The 19,230-nt window shown below is 36.5% G+C and carries 16 protein-coding genes and 1 pseudogene; 10 read left to right on the forward strand and 7 right to left on the reverse strand.

Translation table 11 applies throughout. The features are described 5' to 3' along the window. Position 1: 1 nt before the first annotated feature. From ACHRWY_RS21315 to ACHRWY_RS21330, 4 genes are all read right to left on the reverse strand, one after another. Positions 2 to 901 carry a DNA polymerase ligase N-terminal domain-containing protein gene (locus tag ACHRWY_RS21315; protein WP_395357375.1) on the reverse strand — a complete coding sequence of 300 codons (900 nt, stop codon included), beginning with the start codon at positions 899 to 901 and terminating at the stop codon, positions 2 to 4. After that, on the reverse strand, positions 888 to 1,370 hold the full coding sequence (locus tag ACHRWY_RS21320; RefSeq protein ID WP_395357376.1) for a hypothetical protein: 483 nt from the start codon (positions 1,368 to 1,370) through the stop codon (positions 888 to 890). Before ACHRWY_RS21320 ends, ACHRWY_RS21315 begins: the two co-directional genes overlap by 14 nt. Positions 1,371 to 1,458: 88 nt before the next feature. Next, positions 1,459 to 1,689: a hypothetical protein gene (locus ACHRWY_RS21325; RefSeq protein WP_395357378.1), complete on the reverse strand. Its 231-nt coding sequence runs from the start codon at positions 1,687 to 1,689 to the stop codon at positions 1,459 to 1,461. Between the two features lie 52 nt (positions 1,690 to 1,741). Further along, complete coding sequence (locus ACHRWY_RS21330; protein WP_395357379.1) at positions 1,742 to 2,152, reverse strand: hypothetical protein; 411 nt, start codon at positions 2,150 to 2,152, stop codon at positions 1,742 to 1,744. A 344-nt stretch (positions 2,153 to 2,496) separates the two neighbouring features. On the opposite strand from ACHRWY_RS21330, the gene ACHRWY_RS21335 reads away from it, so the two are divergent. Both ACHRWY_RS21335 and ACHRWY_RS21340 read left to right on the forward strand, forming a co-directional pair. Continuing rightward, positions 2,497 to 2,928: a response regulator gene (locus ACHRWY_RS21335; RefSeq protein ID WP_395357381.1), complete on the forward strand. Its 432-nt coding sequence runs from the start codon at positions 2,497 to 2,499 to the stop codon at positions 2,926 to 2,928. A 351-nt stretch (positions 2,929 to 3,279) separates the two neighbouring features. Further along, a complete protein-coding gene (locus tag ACHRWY_RS21340) occupies positions 3,280 to 3,519 on the forward strand; it encodes a hypothetical protein (RefSeq protein WP_395357383.1) in 240 nt (79 codons plus the stop codon). Between the two features lie 528 nt (positions 3,520 to 4,047). On the opposite strand, the gene ACHRWY_RS21345 is transcribed toward ACHRWY_RS21340, so the two are convergent. The 3 genes from ACHRWY_RS21345 to ACHRWY_RS21355 all read right to left on the reverse strand — a co-directional run bounded on the left by ACHRWY_RS21345 (position 4,048) and on the right by ACHRWY_RS21355 (position 8,078). Beyond that, the gene (locus ACHRWY_RS21345; RefSeq protein WP_395357384.1) at positions 4,048 to 4,614 is read right to left on the reverse strand and encodes a ferritin-like domain-containing protein; all 567 of its coding nucleotides are present in this window, start codon (positions 4,612 to 4,614) and stop codon (positions 4,048 to 4,050) included. An 18-nt stretch (positions 4,615 to 4,632) separates the two neighbouring features. Then, positions 4,633 to 6,774: a catalase gene (locus ACHRWY_RS21350; RefSeq protein WP_395357386.1), complete on the reverse strand. Its 2,142-nt coding sequence runs from the start codon at positions 6,772 to 6,774 to the stop codon at positions 4,633 to 4,635. Between the two features lie 212 nt (positions 6,775 to 6,986). Next, positions 6,987 to 8,078, reverse strand: a complete 1,092-nt coding sequence (locus ACHRWY_RS21355; protein WP_395357388.1) for a glycoside hydrolase family 130 protein — start codon at positions 8,076 to 8,078, stop codon at positions 6,987 to 6,989. 265 nt (positions 8,079 to 8,343) lie between these two features. Here ACHRWY_RS21355 and ACHRWY_RS21360 point away from each other — a divergent pair, with 265 nt between their 5' ends. From ACHRWY_RS21360 to ACHRWY_RS21395, 8 genes and pseudogenes are all read left to right on the forward strand, one after another. Then, complete coding sequence (locus tag ACHRWY_RS21360; protein ID WP_395357389.1) at positions 8,344 to 8,529, forward strand: hypothetical protein; 186 nt, start codon at positions 8,344 to 8,346, stop codon at positions 8,527 to 8,529. Between the two features lie 120 nt (positions 8,530 to 8,649). Beyond that, positions 8,650 to 9,251: pseudogene (locus ACHRWY_RS21365) on the forward strand (DUF6766 family protein). A 282-nt stretch (positions 9,252 to 9,533) separates the two neighbouring features. Beyond that, the gene (locus ACHRWY_RS21370; RefSeq protein WP_395357391.1) at positions 9,534 to 9,788 is read left to right on the forward strand and encodes a hypothetical protein; all 255 of its coding nucleotides are present in this window, start codon (positions 9,534 to 9,536) and stop codon (positions 9,786 to 9,788) included. A 258-nt stretch (positions 9,789 to 10,046) separates the two neighbouring features. Next, positions 10,047 to 10,607, forward strand: a complete 561-nt coding sequence (locus ACHRWY_RS21375; RefSeq protein ID WP_395357392.1) for an RNA polymerase sigma-70 factor — start codon at positions 10,047 to 10,049, stop codon at positions 10,605 to 10,607. Positions 10,608 to 10,717: 110 nt separating this feature from the next. Next, the gene (locus ACHRWY_RS21380) at positions 10,718 to 11,638 is read left to right on the forward strand and encodes a FecR family protein (RefSeq protein WP_395357393.1); all 921 of its coding nucleotides are present in this window, start codon (positions 10,718 to 10,720) and stop codon (positions 11,636 to 11,638) included. Between the two features lie 302 nt (positions 11,639 to 11,940). Further along, complete coding sequence (locus ACHRWY_RS21385) at positions 11,941 to 15,330, forward strand: SusC/RagA family TonB-linked outer membrane protein (RefSeq protein WP_395357395.1); 3,390 nt, start codon at positions 11,941 to 11,943, stop codon at positions 15,328 to 15,330. Positions 15,331 to 15,349: 19 nt separating this feature from the next. Then, on the forward strand, positions 15,350 to 16,885 hold the full coding sequence (locus ACHRWY_RS21390; protein ID WP_395357396.1) for a RagB/SusD family nutrient uptake outer membrane protein: 1,536 nt from the start codon (positions 15,350 to 15,352) through the stop codon (positions 16,883 to 16,885). Positions 16,886 to 17,195: 310 nt separating this feature from the next. Beyond that, positions 17,196 to 19,019, forward strand: coding sequence for an alkaline phosphatase (locus ACHRWY_RS21395; RefSeq protein ID WP_395357397.1), 1,824 nt, complete (start codon positions 17,196 to 17,198; stop codon positions 19,017 to 19,019). Positions 19,020 to 19,230 lie beyond the last annotated feature (211 nt).

The raw sequence follows: 19,230 nt of genomic DNA on the forward strand, positions 1-19,230 counted from the left end.
ATCAAAAACTGGCTTTTCCGTTTTCGTCCTCCACTACAATTTCACCGTCCAGAACTGCAGCATGATCTATCTTTTGTAACTCGTCTGCAATAGGTTTAAAAGGTACATTAAAAGAGATTTTGTTCCTGCTGAATAAAGCTACATCATCAGGATTAATAACTGCAATGGCACGGTAACCATCGTATTTATTTTCGAAAACCCAATCTGAATCGTCAAATGAATCGGCTTTCGTGTCAGCCAGCATGGGTTTGATAAACGATGCTGATGCTGGTGAAGTTTTAGCGTTTCTTTTTATTGCTGGTTTAGTAGTTTCATTTGGAATTACTTTTTTGGACTTTTCTTCCAGTTCTTCCAAAGTTCGTCTGGAAAGCACGGATTTGTTTTGCCCCAAAATATCAGTTTCGGTTGCATCTTGATCCTTTTTCTTAATCAAAAGCCAGGCATTTTCCTGTTTGCCCTTTAGTTTTACCAATGAAAATTCTCCTTTAAGTTTATCTCCTTTTAAGATAAAACTCAAATGCCCTTTTTTTAAATCGTCCAGTAATTTTTTCTCCGGGTTTTCTGTTGGTTCATCGGATGTATAAGTTCCGTTGTCCCATACAATCACATTTCCTGCACCGTAATTTCCGGTTGGAATAGTTCCTTCAAAGTCTTTATAACTGTACGGATGATCTTCAACCATCATGGCAAGACGCTTTAGTTCAGGATCCATTGAAGGCCCTTTGGGTACCGCCCAGCTTTTCAGGACGCCATCCATCTCTAATCTGAAATCATAATGCAAATGCGATGCGGCATGTTTCTGTACCACAAAAATCAGCTCGTTTTCAGATTTTCCCATTTTTCCTTTGGGTTCCTGAGTTTGTTTAAAATCTCTTTTTTGATTGTATTTAGACAGTGACATACGTTTTTGCTAATAGTAATATGGTTAAAGAAATAAAGTAAATCGCAGCGGCGACGATTCCAAAAATGACATGGGCAATAAAGAGCTGGATATAATAGCCTTTGAAATCGATATCAGGCTTATGATGGCTAATGTTAAAAATGATCATCCAGCCTATAATACCAATAATTCCGCTCACTGCGCCCAATAATAAGGCACTTAAAAAGGACAAGGGTAAAATATCCTTTGTCCAGAGCCAATGGTAAATAATCACAAAGAGAAAACCAATCAGGTAATGCAATATCCAGCCCCAGGTGGTTTCGGATTGTTTGGCCAGTTTTACTTTAAATATTTTGAGCATATAGGACAGTAAAACAGGCTCTTTGTAAAGTTCCCTGAATTTTCTGGATGCTGCATAACTAAAGGCTGTCATTGCTGAGGTTGCTGTGATAGAAACTACTAAAAGCTGAATGAAAGTATAAAAATCCATAGTGAAGTGCTTTTTTTATAGATTTAAATGTGATGATCAGAAAAAAAATACCGGAAAACAATTTTTTACATCATTACTTCTTATTTCTTTAGACTTCAGAAGAAGAGGTGAATTTTCGATAACACCCTAATGCTAATAAAGGCAATGCCAGTTTTCCAATTAAAGAAGCGGCTGTGCGTTTTCCTGCGATTTTAAGGACGCCTCCCACAATAAGTGATCCGCTGGCGGCAATTATGAGTTTGTTGGGCGAAATTGGTGTAATTTCTTCTTTTACACCGTATCCTGTGTTTTCCTTAGTTTTTGGATTAAATAGAGACATGATTTCTAATTTTTAAAATTTAAATAATAATGGATTGATTTTTTAAACAAGCTTAAAAGTCAAATTCCCGGGGATGATTTACGGGATCTACTTCTTCAAGATCCTGATCAATATCAAAAACCTGCTCTGAACTTTCATTTTTTAATTGATCCGGAGTGTAATTGTCTATTTCACGATCGTTTTCGTCGTAATCTTCTATGAGATCATCATCCAGGTCATTTTCATCCAGGTCTTCCTCAAAATCATCGTCAGGATCTTCTTCTTCAGGATCTTCATTTTCAAAAGTGTCCCTTTCCAGAGCATTAGAAAAATTCAGGTCCAGATTATTTTCATCTTCATTTTCCTGAGTATTTTGCTCTTCATGTTCCTCCTGATATTGATTGACGTAGCTTTCATTTTCTTCAGTTTCCTGAATGTCATTATAAATGCTTTTACTGTGGTGCTGGCTAAAAGTGTTCATCATAAAGAATTTTAAAGTGGTTAGATTTAACTCCTTTTGAGTTTATGAGGGTTTTCATTCAAAATTACTTTTAAAAGAGGTCAATGCGATTATAGAATTTTACTTTCTAATTATATAATTATCAGAGAATTAAAAATTTTGTTATAAATAATAAAATAAAAAAACAGCAGCAACCCGGTGCATTGATTTATTTATAAAGTGCCGAAATGAAAATTATATAATCTCAAAGAATGATTTTGTAAGTTTTTTATTTAATAATTTTTAAATATTTGTATAGGATTTTATAAAGTAATACTCCAATTACAGATCTGAAATTCTAAAACGTATAAATTTAAAATAAACTGATTATGAATAAAAAAGGACCTATTATCGTAATAGAAAATAAGCAGGAAGATCGCAAGTTATTTATAGAAGTTTTTTTGGAATTAAATTATGCGAATCAGATTATTTACTTTAATGAGGCCGATACAGCGGCGAAGTACCTCCTTAGGCATGAAATAAAGCCTTTTCTGGTATTCTCGGATATTGTGTTACTGAATGTTATGAATTATAAAATAGTAGAATCGAATCCGGATAAGGCAGACATGATGTTCAATTGTCCCTATCTCTTTTTTACCACATTGTTTGAACAAAGCTTTATAATTGATCCGTATTCTATACCCACGCAGAGCTATTTTATCAAGCCTTATGACTATACAAAATTTAAAGGAGTAATCAGGACCATTATAGAATATTGGTTAGCGTATAAGCCTCTGAAAAAATCAAAAAAAGCGCTTTAGCTATTAAATCAAAAAGATACCTCATAAAGGTATCTTTTTTTTGTCTTGTTTTTTGATGGTACTGCTTTTAGATTTTTAAGAATGATTTATTCCCGGTTTACTGAAAGTTAAAATAATGTTCATATTACAACTTGGTTTCATTTTATAATATGAAACGTAAATACCAAATTATTTAACAGGATAAGATTCAATATCATCCTAATTTAGATGTTATATTCAAAGTGACAATCTCTTATCCGTTTCTAAAAAAGCTGCAGTTGTTTTTCTGAAATTTTGCCTGCTTAATCAAAATGCAAAAGGGAACAGAATTTAAAAATATTGGTCGATTAAACTATTCTAAACTTGATGTCTATGTCGCTACCGGATGAATTATATAATGTAAAATTTGCTGAGTATTTTGAGTCTATGAGATCGATGTATCAGTTAGACGATCGGTTTAAAACCATTTGTGACGATTACTGTACCAGTATTACAGAGGCTAAAAACTATAAAAAAAAGTATGAAAAAAATTTTAGGAACCAATTAGAATGCGAGAATTTATCAAAAGAATTAGAAGAAGAAATATTGTTTTATATTATGAGAAATACCTAAATGGCATTAAAAAAGATCCCGCGATCGAAAGGAATTTTGATCATGAGATCTTACATTTGGAATATAAAATAACTTATTTTAACTGAACCATTTGCTTACTAATTTTCGCTAGGTTTCACCTATGGGAAAAGACGTTCCACCTACCAGAAGTACGCCTTTAAATTATGCGGACACAGATCAAATTGGATTTTCGACGATTATAATCTTAATAAATTTTCATACTGGAATAGTTTTACAGCATTTAATGTAAACTATCAAAATGTAAAATCTAAGACTCATTTTACCGAATCAGTTGAGGGTTATAATGGCTATTTTCAGAGTAGTAATGATTTTACCTTAAACCCGTCAAAAGCAATATTTATTGGGGTAAATTAAGTTATAAATTCGGAAACGCCAATTTAAAATCAAAACAAAGAGATTCTGGTAATGAAGACGAAAGAAACAGGGTAAGGTAATTCTAAAACGATTCAAAAAAAAATCTGCAGGTATTGCAGATTTTTTTTTACACATGAAAAGAATTAAATGTCTTTATTCGGCCGCTACAATGTTTACGGCGTTTAATGCAACATCATTTAGCAAACAATCAGCTTCTTTTTCTTCGGCCAGTGTTTGGGTTAATAACTTTGCCGCATCATTTTCGCCAAGTGTTTTGGCAAAAGCCACAAGCGTTCCGTAAGTGGCAATTTCATAGTGCTCGATTTTTTGTGAAGCCGCAATGATTCCGGCGTCTCTTACAGCTCCCGGCTCTGTTTCTTCCAGGATACTGTCTCCTTCTTTTAAGAGTCCTGCCATGGCTTCACATTTTTTTCCTTCGGCCTTTTCACCCACAATTTTAAAAACCTTTTCCAGGCGTGTTACCTGATTTTTTGTTATGGCATGATGTTCTTTAATAGCCGATGCCAAACTTGCAGATGTTGCATTGGCGACCATTTTAGGTAAAGCATTTACTAAGGCATTTTCTGCCCAGTAAATGTCTTTAAGGCTGTCAATAAACAATTCCCTTAGTGCTGAAGCGGCACCATTAACAGGTTTAACAATTGCTTCTTTGTTGTTATTAGCCGTTTTTATATCGTTTGGTTTTTCTGAATTTTTCATAAGATTATATTTTAAAGGTTAATTGTATAAGTTGGTTTCGCGTTCCCAGAATCTGTGTTTGCCCATGGCCGCGATAAAGTCTTTGGCGAATCTTTCGCTTGCTATTTCACTGGTCACGATAAGTCCCTGGTCATCATTTGTTAGTTTTGATGCAAAAGGTGCTGCACTCAAAACCGCTTCGGCTCTTCCGTCGGCACCAATAACTTTACAGTGTTTGTAGGCATCATTTAAAAATTCATTGACATCATCACTATCTGTCAGGATGCTTAGGCCCAATCCGTCCGGAATGTAAACAGCATCAAATAATACGGATGATGCGGTAAGGAAACTGAAATCGGCATGAATTTCCCCATCGGTATCCGTAATTACAGATCCTAAATGCGGCGCTATGATAAAGCCTTTTGCATCTTCTTGTAATAATGCTCCTTTGATGTTTTTTACAGCAGCTTCAGAAACACCATCGGCACAGATTATAGCTACTTTTCGTGAAGCAATAGTAGGGGAGTTGGTCGGATTGTTGAGCATCGTTAATGCATCAGACGATTTTACGGATTGCTCCACTGTTTTTGGTTCGTGTTTGCCATTTTCGTTTTCAGGAGAAACACCATGATTAAGCGGAGTTTCCAGAACAGGCGGAACTGTCGCTCCAAGCCCGATAGCTACTTTCTCGGCCAATTGTTGGTCAACCTGAGACAAAAGCCCCAGCATTCTTAGCCTGATGGCTGTCGTTTCAACCTTACCAAGTTCAAAACGCAATGCCTTAACAATATGGCTTTTTTCTGTAGGCGTCTGACTGTTAAAGAATAATTTTGCCTGTCCGAAATGATCTGAAAAACTTTCACTTCTTTCTCTTATTTTATGTGCATCAATTCTTTCGTTGAAACTGGAGAATCCGCCTTCGCTGATTTTTGCCTGATAAGGACATCCGCTACCAAGCGAATTGGGGTGGTAACTCACACGGCCTGTATTGATTTCCTGACGCATGTGTCCGTCACGCTGATTGTTGTTTACCGGAGCGACACTTCGGTTAATCGGGATTTCATGAAAATTAGGGCTTCCCAGTCTTGAGAGCTGCGTATCGGTATAAGAAAACAAACGTCCCTGCAATAGCGGATCGTTCGAAAAATCAATTCCGGGCACAACATGTCCGGGATGAAAAGCGATCTGTTCTGTTTCTGCAAAGAAATTATCAGGATTTCTGTTCAATACCATTCTTCCCACAATAGTTACCGGTACAAGTTCTTCCGGAACCAGTTTTGTGGGATCCAGCAAATCAAATTCGTATTTGTTTTCATCTGCTGCCGGTATGATTTGCACGCCTAATTCCCATTCCGGAAAGTTTCCCGTTTCGATAGCTTCCCAAAGATCCTGTCTGTGAAAATCGGAATTTTTTCCTGAAATTTTTTGCGCTTCATCCCAGGCAACCGCGTGTGTTCCTAATTTAGGTTTCCAGTGAAATTTAACAAAAGTTGAATCCCCGGCTTCATTAATTAATCTGAAAGTATGAACACCAAAACCTTCCATCATGCGCAAACTCCTTGGAAGAGCACGATCAGACATTACCCACATAATCATGTGCATGGATTCCGGCATAAGGGAAATAAAATCCCAAAAAGTATCGTGTGCCGAAGCGGCCTGCGGAATTTCATTATGGGGTTCGGGTTTTACGGCATGTATAAGATCAGGAAATTTGGAGGCATCCTGAATAAAAAATACAGGGACATTATTCCCTACCAGATCGTAAATTCCTTCCTGAGTATAAAATTTAACCGAAAATCCGCGAACATCGCGTGCTAAATCTGTAGAACCGCGTGAACCTGCTACGGTAGAAAATCGGGTAAAGACAGGGGTTTTAAGCCCTTTTTCCTGTAGAAAACCAGCTTTGGTTAATTCCGGTATCGGATTGGTTACTTCAAAAAAACCATGTGCTCCGGAACCTCTGGCGTGTACAATTCTTTCCGGAATTCTTTCATGGTCAAAATGTGTAATTTTTTCCCTTAAAATAAAATCCTCTAATAACGAAGGGCCTCTTTCGCCCGCTTTTAAGGAATTGTTATCGTCATTAATTCTGACACCCTGATCTGTGGTTAGAAATTTATTGGTGCCGTCAGATTTGTTGATAGACAGATCTCTCTGCTTTTCATCTTGAAAATTTTTCATAAAGTGCAGTATTATGGGTTACAAATAAAAACCTGAATCAAAAGTTCCTATAAGATCAGCTTCCGGTTATGAAGATGATCTCTTATATTTTTCAGGCATTTCAAATGTACCTCTACTACAATAATTTAGCTTACACGATTACAATTCTTACATTACACAATTTTCAGTATAACATGTAGTTGTAATACAATAGTTTACAGTTTAGGTTTTTGTTATTTTAATTTAGGGAAGGCGAGTGTGTCGTTTTTGTTGTCTAAAGGCTGCAGTGCCCGTAAAATTTCGCTGATTGAAAAATGTGCGCCACAAACAAATTCATCTGCCGCACCATAATAAATGGTAAGTTTATCGCCTTCAACCACATGACCGTTTGTAAAAACAACATAACCAAAAAAGCCACTAAGTTCATAATTTTCCTTTGGCATCATGATAGGGGCTACTGTTCGGGCAATTACTATTGAAGGGTCTTCAGGATCCATCAAAAAAGCACCCAGACAATATTGATGTTCCGCGTTTGCTCCATGATATATTTCCAGCCAGCCCTGATCTGTTTTAATTGGTGCGGCACCAGCACCAACCCGTGCGCTGTCCCATAATCCTATTCGTGTTTTGATAATGCATTTGTGGTTTCCCCAATGAATTCCGTCAGGTGATTCGGCAAGCCAAATAAAATTTCCTCCAAGTTGCGGGCTGGACGGTCGGTGTAGTGCGTAAAATTTTCCGTTAATCTTTTCTTCAAAAATGGCGCAATCTTTATTATGAGGAGGTAAAATCATACCTTTTGATTCAAAATTTTTCCAGTCTTTTGTGGTACGTAATCCTACACCAACACCATTTTCTGAAACTGCCGTATACGTGAGATAAAAAGTATTTTCTATTTTAGAAACCCGGCAATCTTCGATCCCGAATTGTTCTAATATTCCTGAACCCATTAAAATGGAAGAATCTTCCGGTTCATAAAAATGTATTCCATCATCACTGCAAAGCAAGCGCAGGTGAGATAAGGTCGTAAGATAATCAAGGCCTTTGTAGTTTATAACCCTTGGATCTGTAGCAATAAGATCAGGATCATTTAAAGGTATTTCTATAATTTCGACTTTTCCCAAGGCATTAATTACAGGAAAGAAAATAACACCTTCTTTTTGGGTAATCGATTCGGCAACCCTTACCAAAAGCCAGGTCTTTTGTTCAAATACAAAAACGCCCGGATTTAAAAGGCTTATAACTTGTAAATCAGTCGTACTGGCTTTTAAATCTTTTGGCATTAAAAGGGGGTTTTCAGGAAATCTACGGGCGATATCACTCATAATTACTAGGGTTAAGATGACGAAAATTACTATAAAGGACGTTATTTTTTTTGGAGATTTTTTATAGAATAATCCAGCAGCCTTATAAAATTTTCATTACCGGGTGCCGATAATAAATACTTCTGAAAAGCATAACAATATTACTGATCCTGAATGCTTTAATCATATAATGAAAGCAATATAATTATGTAAAATTTTTGGATCAGGCTTACCCTAATTTTATTGTGGTTATCAGGAACAGAATAAAATCACCTTAAAAATAATTATGATGAAAGCGATGTTTAAGAAAGGGCAGAAAGTGCAACAGGAATTTGGCAATCAGGTAATGAAAGTTATAGGCTTTGAGCCCGATTTGATAGAGAATGTCTTAACCCAATGGGAAGATGAAGAAGGCACTATTGTGACAGGAAAATTTATGGAATCACAACTTTCGTTGGCAGACAAACAGTAAAGTGGTATGCTATAAAATAAGCTGCACTGCATTGAGAAATGATGTATTTAAAAATGAAAATGAATTATGAAAACTTTTATACGCAACAACGGGCTTTCGATTTGTTTCTTCTTGTTATTTATGGGTGCATTTGGAGGACAAATTATTTTTGGATTTGAAGAGCATAACAAAGAATTGGTAGAAAATGGCATTTCGCCTATTACCATGGCATCTTATTTTACCACAGGCCATTTTCTGGAATCTACTTTTGAAAATTGGGAAAGTGAGTTTTTACAAATGGGACTTCTGGTGGTGCTAACCATTTTTCTACAGCAAAAAGGCTCTTCGGAATCTAAAGATTTTGACAAAGAGGAGGAAGTCGACAGAGAACCTTCGGCGAATAGAAAAGATGCGCCCTGGCCTGTTAAAAAAGGAGGATTGATCTTAGCGCTCTACAAACATTCCTTAACGATTGCTTTGCTGTTGTTGTTTTTGCTTTCGTTTGTTGCTCATTTCTACGGAAGTTTAAAAGACGAGAACGAGCAATTGTCCTTAAAGGGAATGCCGTTAGAAAAAGCATCTGACTATATAGGCGATTCAAGATTTTGGTTTGAATCTTTTCAAAACTGGCAAAGCGAATTTCTCTCGGTTTTTGCTATTGTTATCTTTTCAATTTTTTGCGTCAAATGGGCTCATCACAATCTAAGCCTGTTGATGCACCGCATAAAGAAACCGGTCAGTAGCTCAACTACAAAAAAAAAAATAAGCACTAATACATTTTGTTTTAGTGCTTATTTTTTTACTGTTTTCTTTATTTCAATAGTAGATTTTTCGTTGCCTCTTGACGATGAAACTTTTAGCTGAGATTTTTTCTCTGAAGTTCTCGCACTTGATATATTGTTTTTGTGATTTGAAGTAGTCATAATTATCCGGTATAAATGATACCAACAAATTTAGACATTACAGCAATGGTTATATTATAATATTAACTTAAATAATTTCATTATTATCAGCAAGTTATCTTTTTGTTTTACTTGACCGTAAATCCATTTTCGTGCAATATTTCGGCCACTTTAATTACAATTTCAGAACGATGTTTGCCATCTGTAACTTTTAAGTCTGTTTTAACCCAATACGGCACCAGACAAAATACTTTGCGCCACTCCGGTAAGACCAATAACACGAAACATAAAAAGAAACCCAATAACGATCATGATGGCTTTGATGAGGTTGGCAATAAAAGTAGCCAATTTCCTGATGACCAGCTGTCATTTTTGTAATCGGAAAATGATATTCCAAATATCCTGATAACATGAGCCTGCTAAATGTTAATACAATGTTTCATAATCCTGCTGTTTTATTAATGTAAACGTAACCTTATCGACCTACCCACATTTCTAATTTTGGAGACATATTATAAAACAAAACAGTGTAGTATATGTCATTTTTAAAATTAAGGATACATCGCAAAAAAAGAATCAGAATTGAAGCTTTAGCCATCATCGTTCTTTCGCTAAAAAGTACAAAAAAGCTGTATTATGTATAAAGCGTTTACTGATGAACAACTTGTCGAGTTATTAAAACAAGGCAAAGACAAAGCATTTGATGAATTGTATTTTCGGTATCGGGATCTGTTGGTTCGCTTTGTATATGCGCGAATGAAATCGGTTCCTGTTTCTGAAGAAATTGTTCAGGAGGTTTTCACCACCATTTGGGAACGCCGAAAGACTTTAGTCATTCAAAAGAAATTTTCGGCCTATATCTATACTTCTGTGCGATATGTGACTTTAGACTATATAAAATCCCATACTATTACAGATCAGTATATAAAGGAAGTCGCTGACCGAAGCAGTAATGATCACAACAGCAACAATGCCACCGAAGATTCTATTTATTACCAGGAATTGCAACAGGCAGTAGACAAAGCCACTTTATTACTTCCTAAAAAAGCCAAAGAAGTTTTTATTCTGAGTCGCATCAAACATTATACTAACAAAGAGATAGCCGAAGAACTTAATGTGTCGCACGAAACCGTAAAGTATCATATTGCCTACGCCCTGAAATTTATGCGAAACTATCTGGGCGAGTTTAATTATTAGGAGACTTTACAGCACGGGAAGATTTCTTTTCTTAACAAAAGCGTAACCTTATCCGCCTACCTAAAATTAACTTTCCTGAGACATACTATTAAAGAGATAAACAAATTATAATGCCTGAAAAATTACATCAAGATATACAACTTTTTTTAGAAGGGCAACCTTCTGCAAAAGGAGAAGAATTATGGAATAACTGGTATGATCATCCCGAAGCAATAATAGACAATACTATTATTATCGAATCCGATCGTTCGGCACTAAAAAGAGAAATCAGACAAATTAAGCAATCCAATAAAGTTATTTTTCTTTTTCACAGCAATTGGGCAATAGCAGCTTCACTATTCTTTTTATTGGGAGTATCGACTTTCTTTTACCTGTCATTTGTGCAAACCGTTTCTAAAGAATACACAACCAAATTAGGAGAACATGCCAAAATAACGTTGAGTGACGGAACACAAATATGGTTAAATGCAGGAAGTCAGTTAAAATATCCCACCGCGTTTAAAGGAAGAACACGAGAAGTATATTTATGCGGAGAAGCATTTTTTGATGTAGCCAAAGACAAAGAACATCCTTTTATTATTCATACCGATAAAATGGACACCAAAGTATTAGGAACCAGTTTTAATGTTCAGGCCTATCCGGATCATGCCACACAAGAAGTCTCCGTCTTAACCGGAAGAGTAAATGTAAAATCGACCGTTACAGAAGAAAATGTATTTGTAACACCGGGGCAGAAAGTAGTTTTTAAATCACAAAACAATAAACTTCAGGCTTTTACAGATATTCCCATGAATTCTATTTCACTATGGCGGAAAAATATAATTGTTTTTGAAGATGCTCCTTTGCCCGAAGTTATCGCGACCATAAACCGGAATTACAATGTGGCGATTCAGATTGAAAATAAAAATCTCAACAATCTAAAAATCAGCGCCTATTTTAAAGAATTGCCTGTAAATCAGGTAGTGGCTCTGGTATGTAATATCATCAATGCCAATTATAAAATCGAATCAGGCACTTATATCATACAGTAAGATAAATGTCAAAAATCTTTAACAGAGAATAAAAGAATTAAAAATTGAGAATTAAAAATTAAAAGTCTGATAATCATAGCGATATAAAAAAGCGAAGTAATCTGCCACATGTATATGCAAACAAATTCCACAAAGTTATGTGAATTTCAACAAGTGAAACGCCTTTTACCGGCAAAGAAAAGCCATGTCCCTATGTGTTAAAATAATCAAACAATCAATCATAAGTACTTAAAAATCAAATTAATAAAATATCTACGTAGAAGCCTGTAAATAATCCAAAAACAATTAAAAAAAACACAATCATGAATCAAAAACAAATGCGGTATGTTGTAAACTGTCAGAGCATTAAAAAATCCGTACTGACTAAAGCGCTCTTTTTTGCTGCTTTATTTTTTATCGGATTAATAGCAAAAGCAGGAAGCGTTAACATCGGCAAGCGAGTAACTTTAAAAGTAGAAAATGAAAGTATAAAAAATGTTTTTCAGAAAATCGAAAAACAAGCAGATGTACATTTTATGTACGAAACCAATCAGGTCAATACCAATCAGAAAATTAGCCTGAAACTGAATAACGTAACCCTGGAACAGGCATTAGATAAAATATGCAGCAACTTTTTCCTGAAATATGAAATTGTAAGCAACAATATCGTCATCAAAAAAAATCAGAAAGTAGCCGATGCCAATCAGGGAAAAATAAGCATTTCAGGGACTGTTTTTGGAGGCGATGACGGAATGCCATTGCCGGGTGTTGGTATCAAAGACAAAGATTCTGATGCCACCGCTACGACAGATTTTGACGGAACTTTCAAGATAGAAATCAATTCATCTGAAGCGATCCTTGTTTTTTCGTACGTAGGATACGTGACACAGCAAGTAAAAGTAACGCAGTCCGATAAAAACATCAGCGTTAAACTATTAGCCGATATGAAACAGCTGCAGGAAGTGGTTGTGATGGGATATGGTTCAGTAAAAAAGAACGAAGTTTTAGGAGCTGTAGGAACGGTTTCTATGAAAGAAACTTCCAGCAGAACTTACAATAGTGCAGCCGAATTATTGCAGGGTACAGTTGCCGGTGTTACGGTAATTAATAATGGTGGAGACCCAACGGCGGAACCAACAATCAACATTCGTGGTATTGGTTCTTTGAATGCTGAAACGCCCCTTATTGTTTTAGACGGAATTATCTACAGCGGTTCCTTAAATACTTTAAACCCAAATGATATTGCATCGATTAGTGTGCTAAAAGATGCGGCTTCAGCAGCCATTTATGGCGCTAGGGCTTCCGGAGGTGTAATTTTAATTACGTCTAAAAAAGGAGTTTCAGACCGTATCAATGTCAATGTTAATTACCAGGGAGGTTTCCAGAGTGTGGCTAAAAAACTGGATGTTCTAAATGCTGCGGAATATGCAGATGCCATGAACACTGCCAGAGATAACGCCGGAATGCCCAGAATTCCTGCTTTTGATCCTGCCTTTGAACCAACGGCAAGAACGACCAAAACAAACTGGATGGATGAAATTTTCCGTACAGGCGAAATTCAGGATTTGTCTATTTCTGTAAACGGAAAAACAGAGAAATCTAATTTCTTTTTATCAGGAAGTTATAGAAAAAACGAAGGTATTTTATTGAATACTTTCGGAACAAGATATACAGCAAGGGCCAACTCCTCTTTTAAACTGGCACCCAACTTTACTTTAGGAGAAAATATGTCGTATTCCTTAACAGATGGTCAGGCAGCAAACACAACCAGTGGTTATACAGGCGCTATTTTAGCCGCTATTTTTTATCCGCCAAATGCAACAATTTACAGGGAAGATGGTTCCGGACAATTTGGTGGTGTGCCTGAAAAATACATTGGTTCTTACGGAGACGTAATCAATCCGGTAGCTTATTTGAAGCGATTAGACAACAGAAATCCTGTCTCGACTATTTTGATCAATCCTTATGCTGAGTGGGAAATTGTTTCAGGATTAAAATTAAAATCAAACTGGGGTTACACAAGAATTCAAAACAATGCAACTGATTTTGCGGTTAAAATTACAGAACCAGGTAAAGTATTCGATTTTAACAGATTAACCTTAACAAACTCAACAACAACAGATTTGTTAAGTGAGCAGACTCTTTCTTACGAAAAATCATTAGGCAAGCATAACTTTAAAGCTTTAGGCGGATATACGTACCAACAAACCAAAAGAAATTTTTATACCATACAAGGTACAGGTTTTGATAACGAAGATCCATCGCAGCGTTATTTATTGAATGCTAAACTGGTACAGCAAATAGCTGCTGGCTTATCTGAAGAAATTATTTCTTCGTATGTCGGAAGGCTGAATTACGATTACAATCAAAAATATATGATTTCCGGAATTGTTCGTCGTGACGGAACTTCAAAACTGACTTCTGAAAACCGCTGGAAAGTCTATCCTTCAGTTTCTGCAGGCTGGTTGGTTTCTGAAGAAGAATTCATGAAAGGCATTAGCCCGATAGTAAGCAACTTAAAATTACGTGCAAGCTGGGGACAAATTGGAAATTTAGGGAACCTCGGACCATACCAGTTTAGTGTACCATTAAACCAGACTCAGGCTTTAATTGGTTCAAGTCCGGTAATTAACTACGGCTATTCAGAAAGTGAGTTATCGAATCCTAATTTAAGATGGGAAAGTTCAGAACAAACCAATGTGGGACTAGATTTCACGATGTTTAATAATGCCCTGACAGGATCTGTAGATGCTTATATAAAAACCAACAAAGACATGTTAGTTCGCGATCAGCTTCCTGGTGTTTCAGGAACTCCGTTAGGAAGAATTGTAAACTCAGGAAATGTCGAAAATAGAGGAATCGAGGCAAGTTTAACGTATCAGAAAACACGTGGGGATTTTAAATATGATATAACGGCAAATGCAGCATTCTTAAGCAATAAAATTGTTTCGATTAAAGACGATTTAACTTCTCTTGAACCATTGAATTTAAGCAGGGTTCGTAGTTTGCCTTTGGCGAATATTTATCAGGTAGGAAGTCCGGTGGGTGCTTTTTACGGATATGCTACAGACGGATTGTTTCAAAGTAATGCCGAAGCAAAAGCCTATGTCAATTCAAGTGGTGTAGTGTATCAGCCAAATGCTGTGGCGGGAGATATGAAATTTAAAGATGTAAACGGAGACGGTGTCATCAACAACAGTGACAGAGTAGTACTTGGAAACCCTTTTCCTAAAACCACTTTCAGCTTAAATACCAACTTCAGGTACAAAGGTTTTGATATGAATATCTTTTTGAGCGGAACAGCTGGAAACAGTGTTTTTAATGCTGTAAAATATACAGGTGTAAATGCTTCGTTTCCTGGATATAATTTATTGGCTGACTCTAAAAATGCATGGTCGCCAACCAATACAAACACAAATATTCCGGTACTTTCATCGACAGACAACAATAACAACTTTGGACGAATCTCTGATTTTTACATCGAAGACGCTTCTTTCGTAAGATTGAGAAACCTTTCGATAGGGTATACGGTAAAAGAGCAATGGATGAACGGAAAAGCAAAACTGAGGTTCTTTATCTCAGGTCAAAACCTTTTCACGATTACCAAATATTCCGGAATGGACCCTGAAGTTGGATTGAACAACTTTGGTATGGACTTAGGAAAATATCCACTTTCCCGTATTTATATGACAGGCGTAAATGCAACTTTTTAAAAAATATAAAACAAATAAAATGAAAAATTTAAGTCTTTTAGTATTGAGTTTTGTGCTTTTATTAGGCACAACAGCTTGCGAAAGCGAACTTGATCTGGTTCCGCAAGGAGCACCTTCGAGCGGAAATTTCTGGAAAACTCCGGCAGATGCAAAAGCAGGAGTAAACGCCATTTATGCTTTATATTCTGATGATAATATGTATGGTCGTGGGTTTTTCTGGCTAAACAATGCAAGTGATGATATCGGGACCAAACCAAGACAAAATGCAGAGCGTATCAAAAACTTTATTGTAGACGGGGCAGAATCGGATACCAAAGATATCTGGAGAATTCACTACGAAGTAATGAAACGTTGTAACGATGTAATTCGTAATATTCCGAAGATTGCCTTAGACGATAAAACAAAAAATATGATGTTGGGAGAGGCGTATTTCAACCATGCCGTAATGCATTTAGAACTGGCTTACCATTACGGAGATGACCGTGCCGGAATTCCGATTCAGGATCGTGAAAACCCTGCAAATGTATACGTGCCAAGAGCCAAAAACGTAGCCGAAAACTACGCTTACATTGCAGCAGATTTAGTGAAAGCAGCAGATTTATTGCCGTATTTCAACGAACTAACTCCGGACAATTACGGACGTGCACACAAAACAGCGGCCTGGGGATATTTAGTTCGTACCTATTTATATGCCAAAGACTGGGACAATGCGATCAAATACGCGAATATGATTGTAAACAGCGGAAAACATAAATTGCTGGATAATTTTGAAGATGTATTTAAAATTAAAAACAACTGGTCTTCAGAATACATTTGGTCTGTAACGTCAAGTGCCGAAAACACCTCTTTGGGTTCTATTTTTCCGGGAGTTTGCCTCGAAGATAAAGGTTGGGGAGCTTACAACGGCTGGGGAAATTTTTATCCTACCAAAGAATTGTTCGATGCTTATGATCCGGCAGATAAAAGACGCAGCGCTACTATTTTACAAAAAGGAGACAAGTTCATGTATTTTGGTGAATTGGTAACTTTTAATGAAGGAAAATATATAGTAAGTTCCAGTAACAGAACCGGATATCAGTTCAATAAATACATGGAGCCGTTTGGTTATGCCAAAACAACGTCTGGCGGAATCGACATTCGTTATGTAAACGCTAATGGAGATAAACCTTCGACAGCATTAAACGTACCGCTTTTACGTTATGCCGATGTTATTTTAATGCTGGCAGAAGCCAAATTAATGAAAGGCCTGAGTGCTGATACCGAAATCAATATGATCCGTCATCGTGCAGGTCTTGGAGATCTTGCAGGAGCAACTTTAGCCGATTTAAAAAGAGAAAGACGTTGTGAGCTGGCCGGAGAATGGACAGACCGTCATTTTGATTTAGTACGCTGGGGCGATGCTCAGGCAACTTATGCAAAACCTTTGCACCATTATAACGGAACCGTGATTTATCCTGCCCGTAATTTTAACCCTGCCATTCACCATGTATGGCCAATACCACCAGACGAAATTGCAGTGAGCAAAGGAGCGCTTACGCAAAATAAAGGCTGGTAGTGAGTTTGTAGTTTCAGTTTGTTTGTTTTGTTTTTTCTACACTGCAAGCTTGTCGGAGTTTGCAGTTGTATGAAAAAAACAAATGAATTTTAGATATAAAAACAGGCCAGTCTTTTTTTAGGAAAAGACTGGTTTGCTTTTAAAGAAATAGTAAGAAAGTAACCCCAATGTTGTCATTTCGAGGAACGAGAAATCACACTAGAAATTCCTCATAGAATGTCATAATCTTTTTCGAGTCCCGCGTGCGATTTCTCCTTCGTCGAAATGACAAAAATGAGATAATTTACAATAAACAAACCCAATTTTTCCAATGAAAAAAATAATCACCCTTTTTTGCGTTCAGTTTTTCCTGTTTGCACAAGCGCAGGAATACAGTTCATCCAACATTCATTCTCATAATGATTATGCCAGTAAACTTCCTTTTTACGAAGCCTATTCCAATGAAACCGGCGTTATCGAAGCCGATGTTTTTTTAGTGAATAATGAACTCTTTGTGGCGCATACTTCTAAAGAAATTAATCAGCAGAATACGCTTAAAAGCCAATATCTGGATCCACTTTCGGTAAAATTAAAAAGTCTGGGGGGTAAAGCATATCCAGGCGGCAAACCATTGATTCTAATGATCGATATCAAAACAGAAGCCGATGCGACTTTAAAATTAATTGCCCAAGAAATCAAAACCTATCCCGATTTAGTTTCGAACAAAAACCTAAAAGTGGTGATTTCAGGAAACCGGCCTTCTCCAGCAAACTGGAAAGACTATCCTGAATTTATTTATTTTGACGGAAGACTGAACGAAAACTATACGCCCGATCAATTGTCGCGTGTTGAAATGATCAGCGAAGATTTAAAAGAAATTACCCTTTGGAACGGTAAAGGTGTAATGACGCAGGCCGATTCAGAAAAGGTTCAGGGAATTATCAAAAAAGTACACGATCAGCATAAAAAAATCAGATTCTGGGCCACACAGGATAATGTAAATACCTGGATGACGCTGATGAACTTAAAAGTAGATTTTATTGGTACGGATAATGTTCCGGAACTGACACATTTCATCAACAACATCAAATCTACATTTTACCAAAATACCGAGTTTCATCAGGCATATGTTCCTAAAAATAGTTCGGCTTTCGCCAAAAAGAAACCGAAAAATGTTATTCTTTTAATTGGTGACGGAATGGGTTTGACGCAGATCTATTCAGGCTACACGGCCAATAAAGGACAATTGAGTTTGTTTAATATTCCAACTCAGGGATTTTCTATAACCAAATCTTCCGATAGTTACATTACAGATTCTGCTGCCGGAGCAACGGCAATGGCAACGGGACATAAAACCAATAACCGTTTTATTAGTGTGGATGAAGCGGGAAAACCACTGGAATTAATCACGCAACAATTAGCGAAGAAAGGCTATAAAACAGGAATTATTTCAGCAGGAAATATTACAGATGCCACACCGGCCTGTTTTTATGCGCACCAGCCCGAAAGAGGTTACAGTGAACCAATAGCTGAAGATTTTCTATCCAATCCGTCTGATATTTTAATTGGCGGAGGAACAAAAGAATTTACATCCAGAAAAGATGGTAAGGATTTATCTCGACTATTGACTCAAAAGGGATATACTTTTTCAGATAAATTCAATACACTTGATACGATCAAAAATTCCAAATTTATAGTTTTAGAGGATGCTGCGGTAGTTTCTATGAAAAACGGAAGAGGAGATTTCTTGGCCAAATCCTTAGCCAAAACAACATCGACTTTTGCTAAAACAAAAAATCCGTTTTTTATCATGGCCGAAGGGGCACAAATCGATTACGGCGGGCATCAGAATAACGTAGAGTATGTAGTTCGCGAGATGCTTGATTTTGACAAATTGGTAGGGCAGGCAATGGAATTTGTAGACCAAAATCCGGAAACATTATTAATCGTTACGGCAGATCATGAAACAGGCGGACTTTCCTTAATTGACGGAAGTATAGAAAAAGGTTATGTACACGGAAGTTTTAGTACCAACGACCATACCGCAGTTCCGGTTCCGGTTTTTGCTTATGGGCCAGGCGCTCAGAATTTTACGGGTGTATATCAAAATACGGCAATTTATACTAAAATACTGGAAGTGCTTTCTGTAAAGTAATCCTCCTCTTTTTCCATTAAAAGCCCTTGTTAACGCAAGGGCTTTTTGATTTTAGTAGACATTCCATTACCCATTTTTTCAAAAAAAAACGGTATTTTCAAATTCGTATTTATTAGGATTTAAAATTACCTGTATTCAGGTAATTTTAGTTTTTAATCATTTGGTTTTTAATTGTTTATGTTTTAGTGATAATTATTTAACATAAAAAAAG

Source organism: Flavobacterium sp. FlaQc-48 (genome assembly GCF_044007335.1).
Classification (GTDB): domain Bacteria; phylum Bacteroidota; class Bacteroidia; order Flavobacteriales; family Flavobacteriaceae; genus Flavobacterium.

What these genes read in the sequence shown, in the direction of transcription:
- ACHRWY_RS21345 (WP_395357384.1), bottom strand. Translation starts at nt 4,614, where the DNA reads ATGAAAAATTCAGAAAAACCAAACGATATAAAAACGGCTAATAACAAC.
- ACHRWY_RS21360 (WP_395357389.1), top strand. Translation starts at nt 8,344, where the DNA reads ATGATGAAAGCGATGTTTAAGAAAGGGCAGAAAGTGCAACAGGAATTT.
- ACHRWY_RS21395 (WP_395357397.1), top strand. Translation starts at nt 17,196, where the DNA reads ATGAAAAAAATAATCACCCTTTTTTGCGTTCAGTTTTTCCTGTTTGCA.
- ACHRWY_RS21320 (WP_395357376.1), bottom strand. Translation starts at nt 1,370, where the DNA reads ATGGATTTTTATACTTTCATTCAGCTTTTAGTAGTTTCTATCACAGCA.
- ACHRWY_RS21355 (WP_395357388.1), bottom strand. Translation starts at nt 8,078, where the DNA reads ATGAGTGATATCGCCCGTAGATTTCCTGAAAACCCCCTTTTAATGCCA.
- ACHRWY_RS21380 (WP_395357393.1), top strand. Translation starts at nt 10,718, where the DNA reads ATGCCTGAAAAATTACATCAAGATATACAACTTTTTTTAGAAGGGCAA.
- ACHRWY_RS21350 (WP_395357386.1), bottom strand. Translation starts at nt 6,774, where the DNA reads ATGAAAAATTTTCAAGATGAAAAGCAGAGAGATCTGTCTATCAACAAA.
- ACHRWY_RS21390 (WP_395357396.1), top strand. Translation starts at nt 15,350, where the DNA reads ATGAAAAATTTAAGTCTTTTAGTATTGAGTTTTGTGCTTTTATTAGGC.
- ACHRWY_RS21315 (WP_395357375.1), bottom strand. Translation starts at nt 901, where the DNA reads ATGTCACTGTCTAAATACAATCAAAAAAGAGATTTTAAACAAACTCAG.
- ACHRWY_RS21330 (WP_395357379.1), bottom strand. Translation starts at nt 2,152, where the DNA reads ATGATGAACACTTTTAGCCAGCACCACAGTAAAAGCATTTATAATGAC.
- ACHRWY_RS21375 (WP_395357392.1), top strand. Translation starts at nt 10,047, where the DNA reads ATGTATAAAGCGTTTACTGATGAACAACTTGTCGAGTTATTAAAACAA.
- ACHRWY_RS21325 (WP_395357378.1), bottom strand. Translation starts at nt 1,689, where the DNA reads ATGTCTCTATTTAATCCAAAAACTAAGGAAAACACAGGATACGGTGTA.
- ACHRWY_RS21340 (WP_395357383.1), top strand. Translation starts at nt 3,280, where the DNA reads ATGTCGCTACCGGATGAATTATATAATGTAAAATTTGCTGAGTATTTT.
- ACHRWY_RS21385 (WP_395357395.1), top strand. Translation starts at nt 11,941, where the DNA reads ATGAATCAAAAACAAATGCGGTATGTTGTAAACTGTCAGAGCATTAAA.
- ACHRWY_RS21335 (WP_395357381.1), top strand. Translation starts at nt 2,497, where the DNA reads ATGAATAAAAAAGGACCTATTATCGTAATAGAAAATAAGCAGGAAGAT.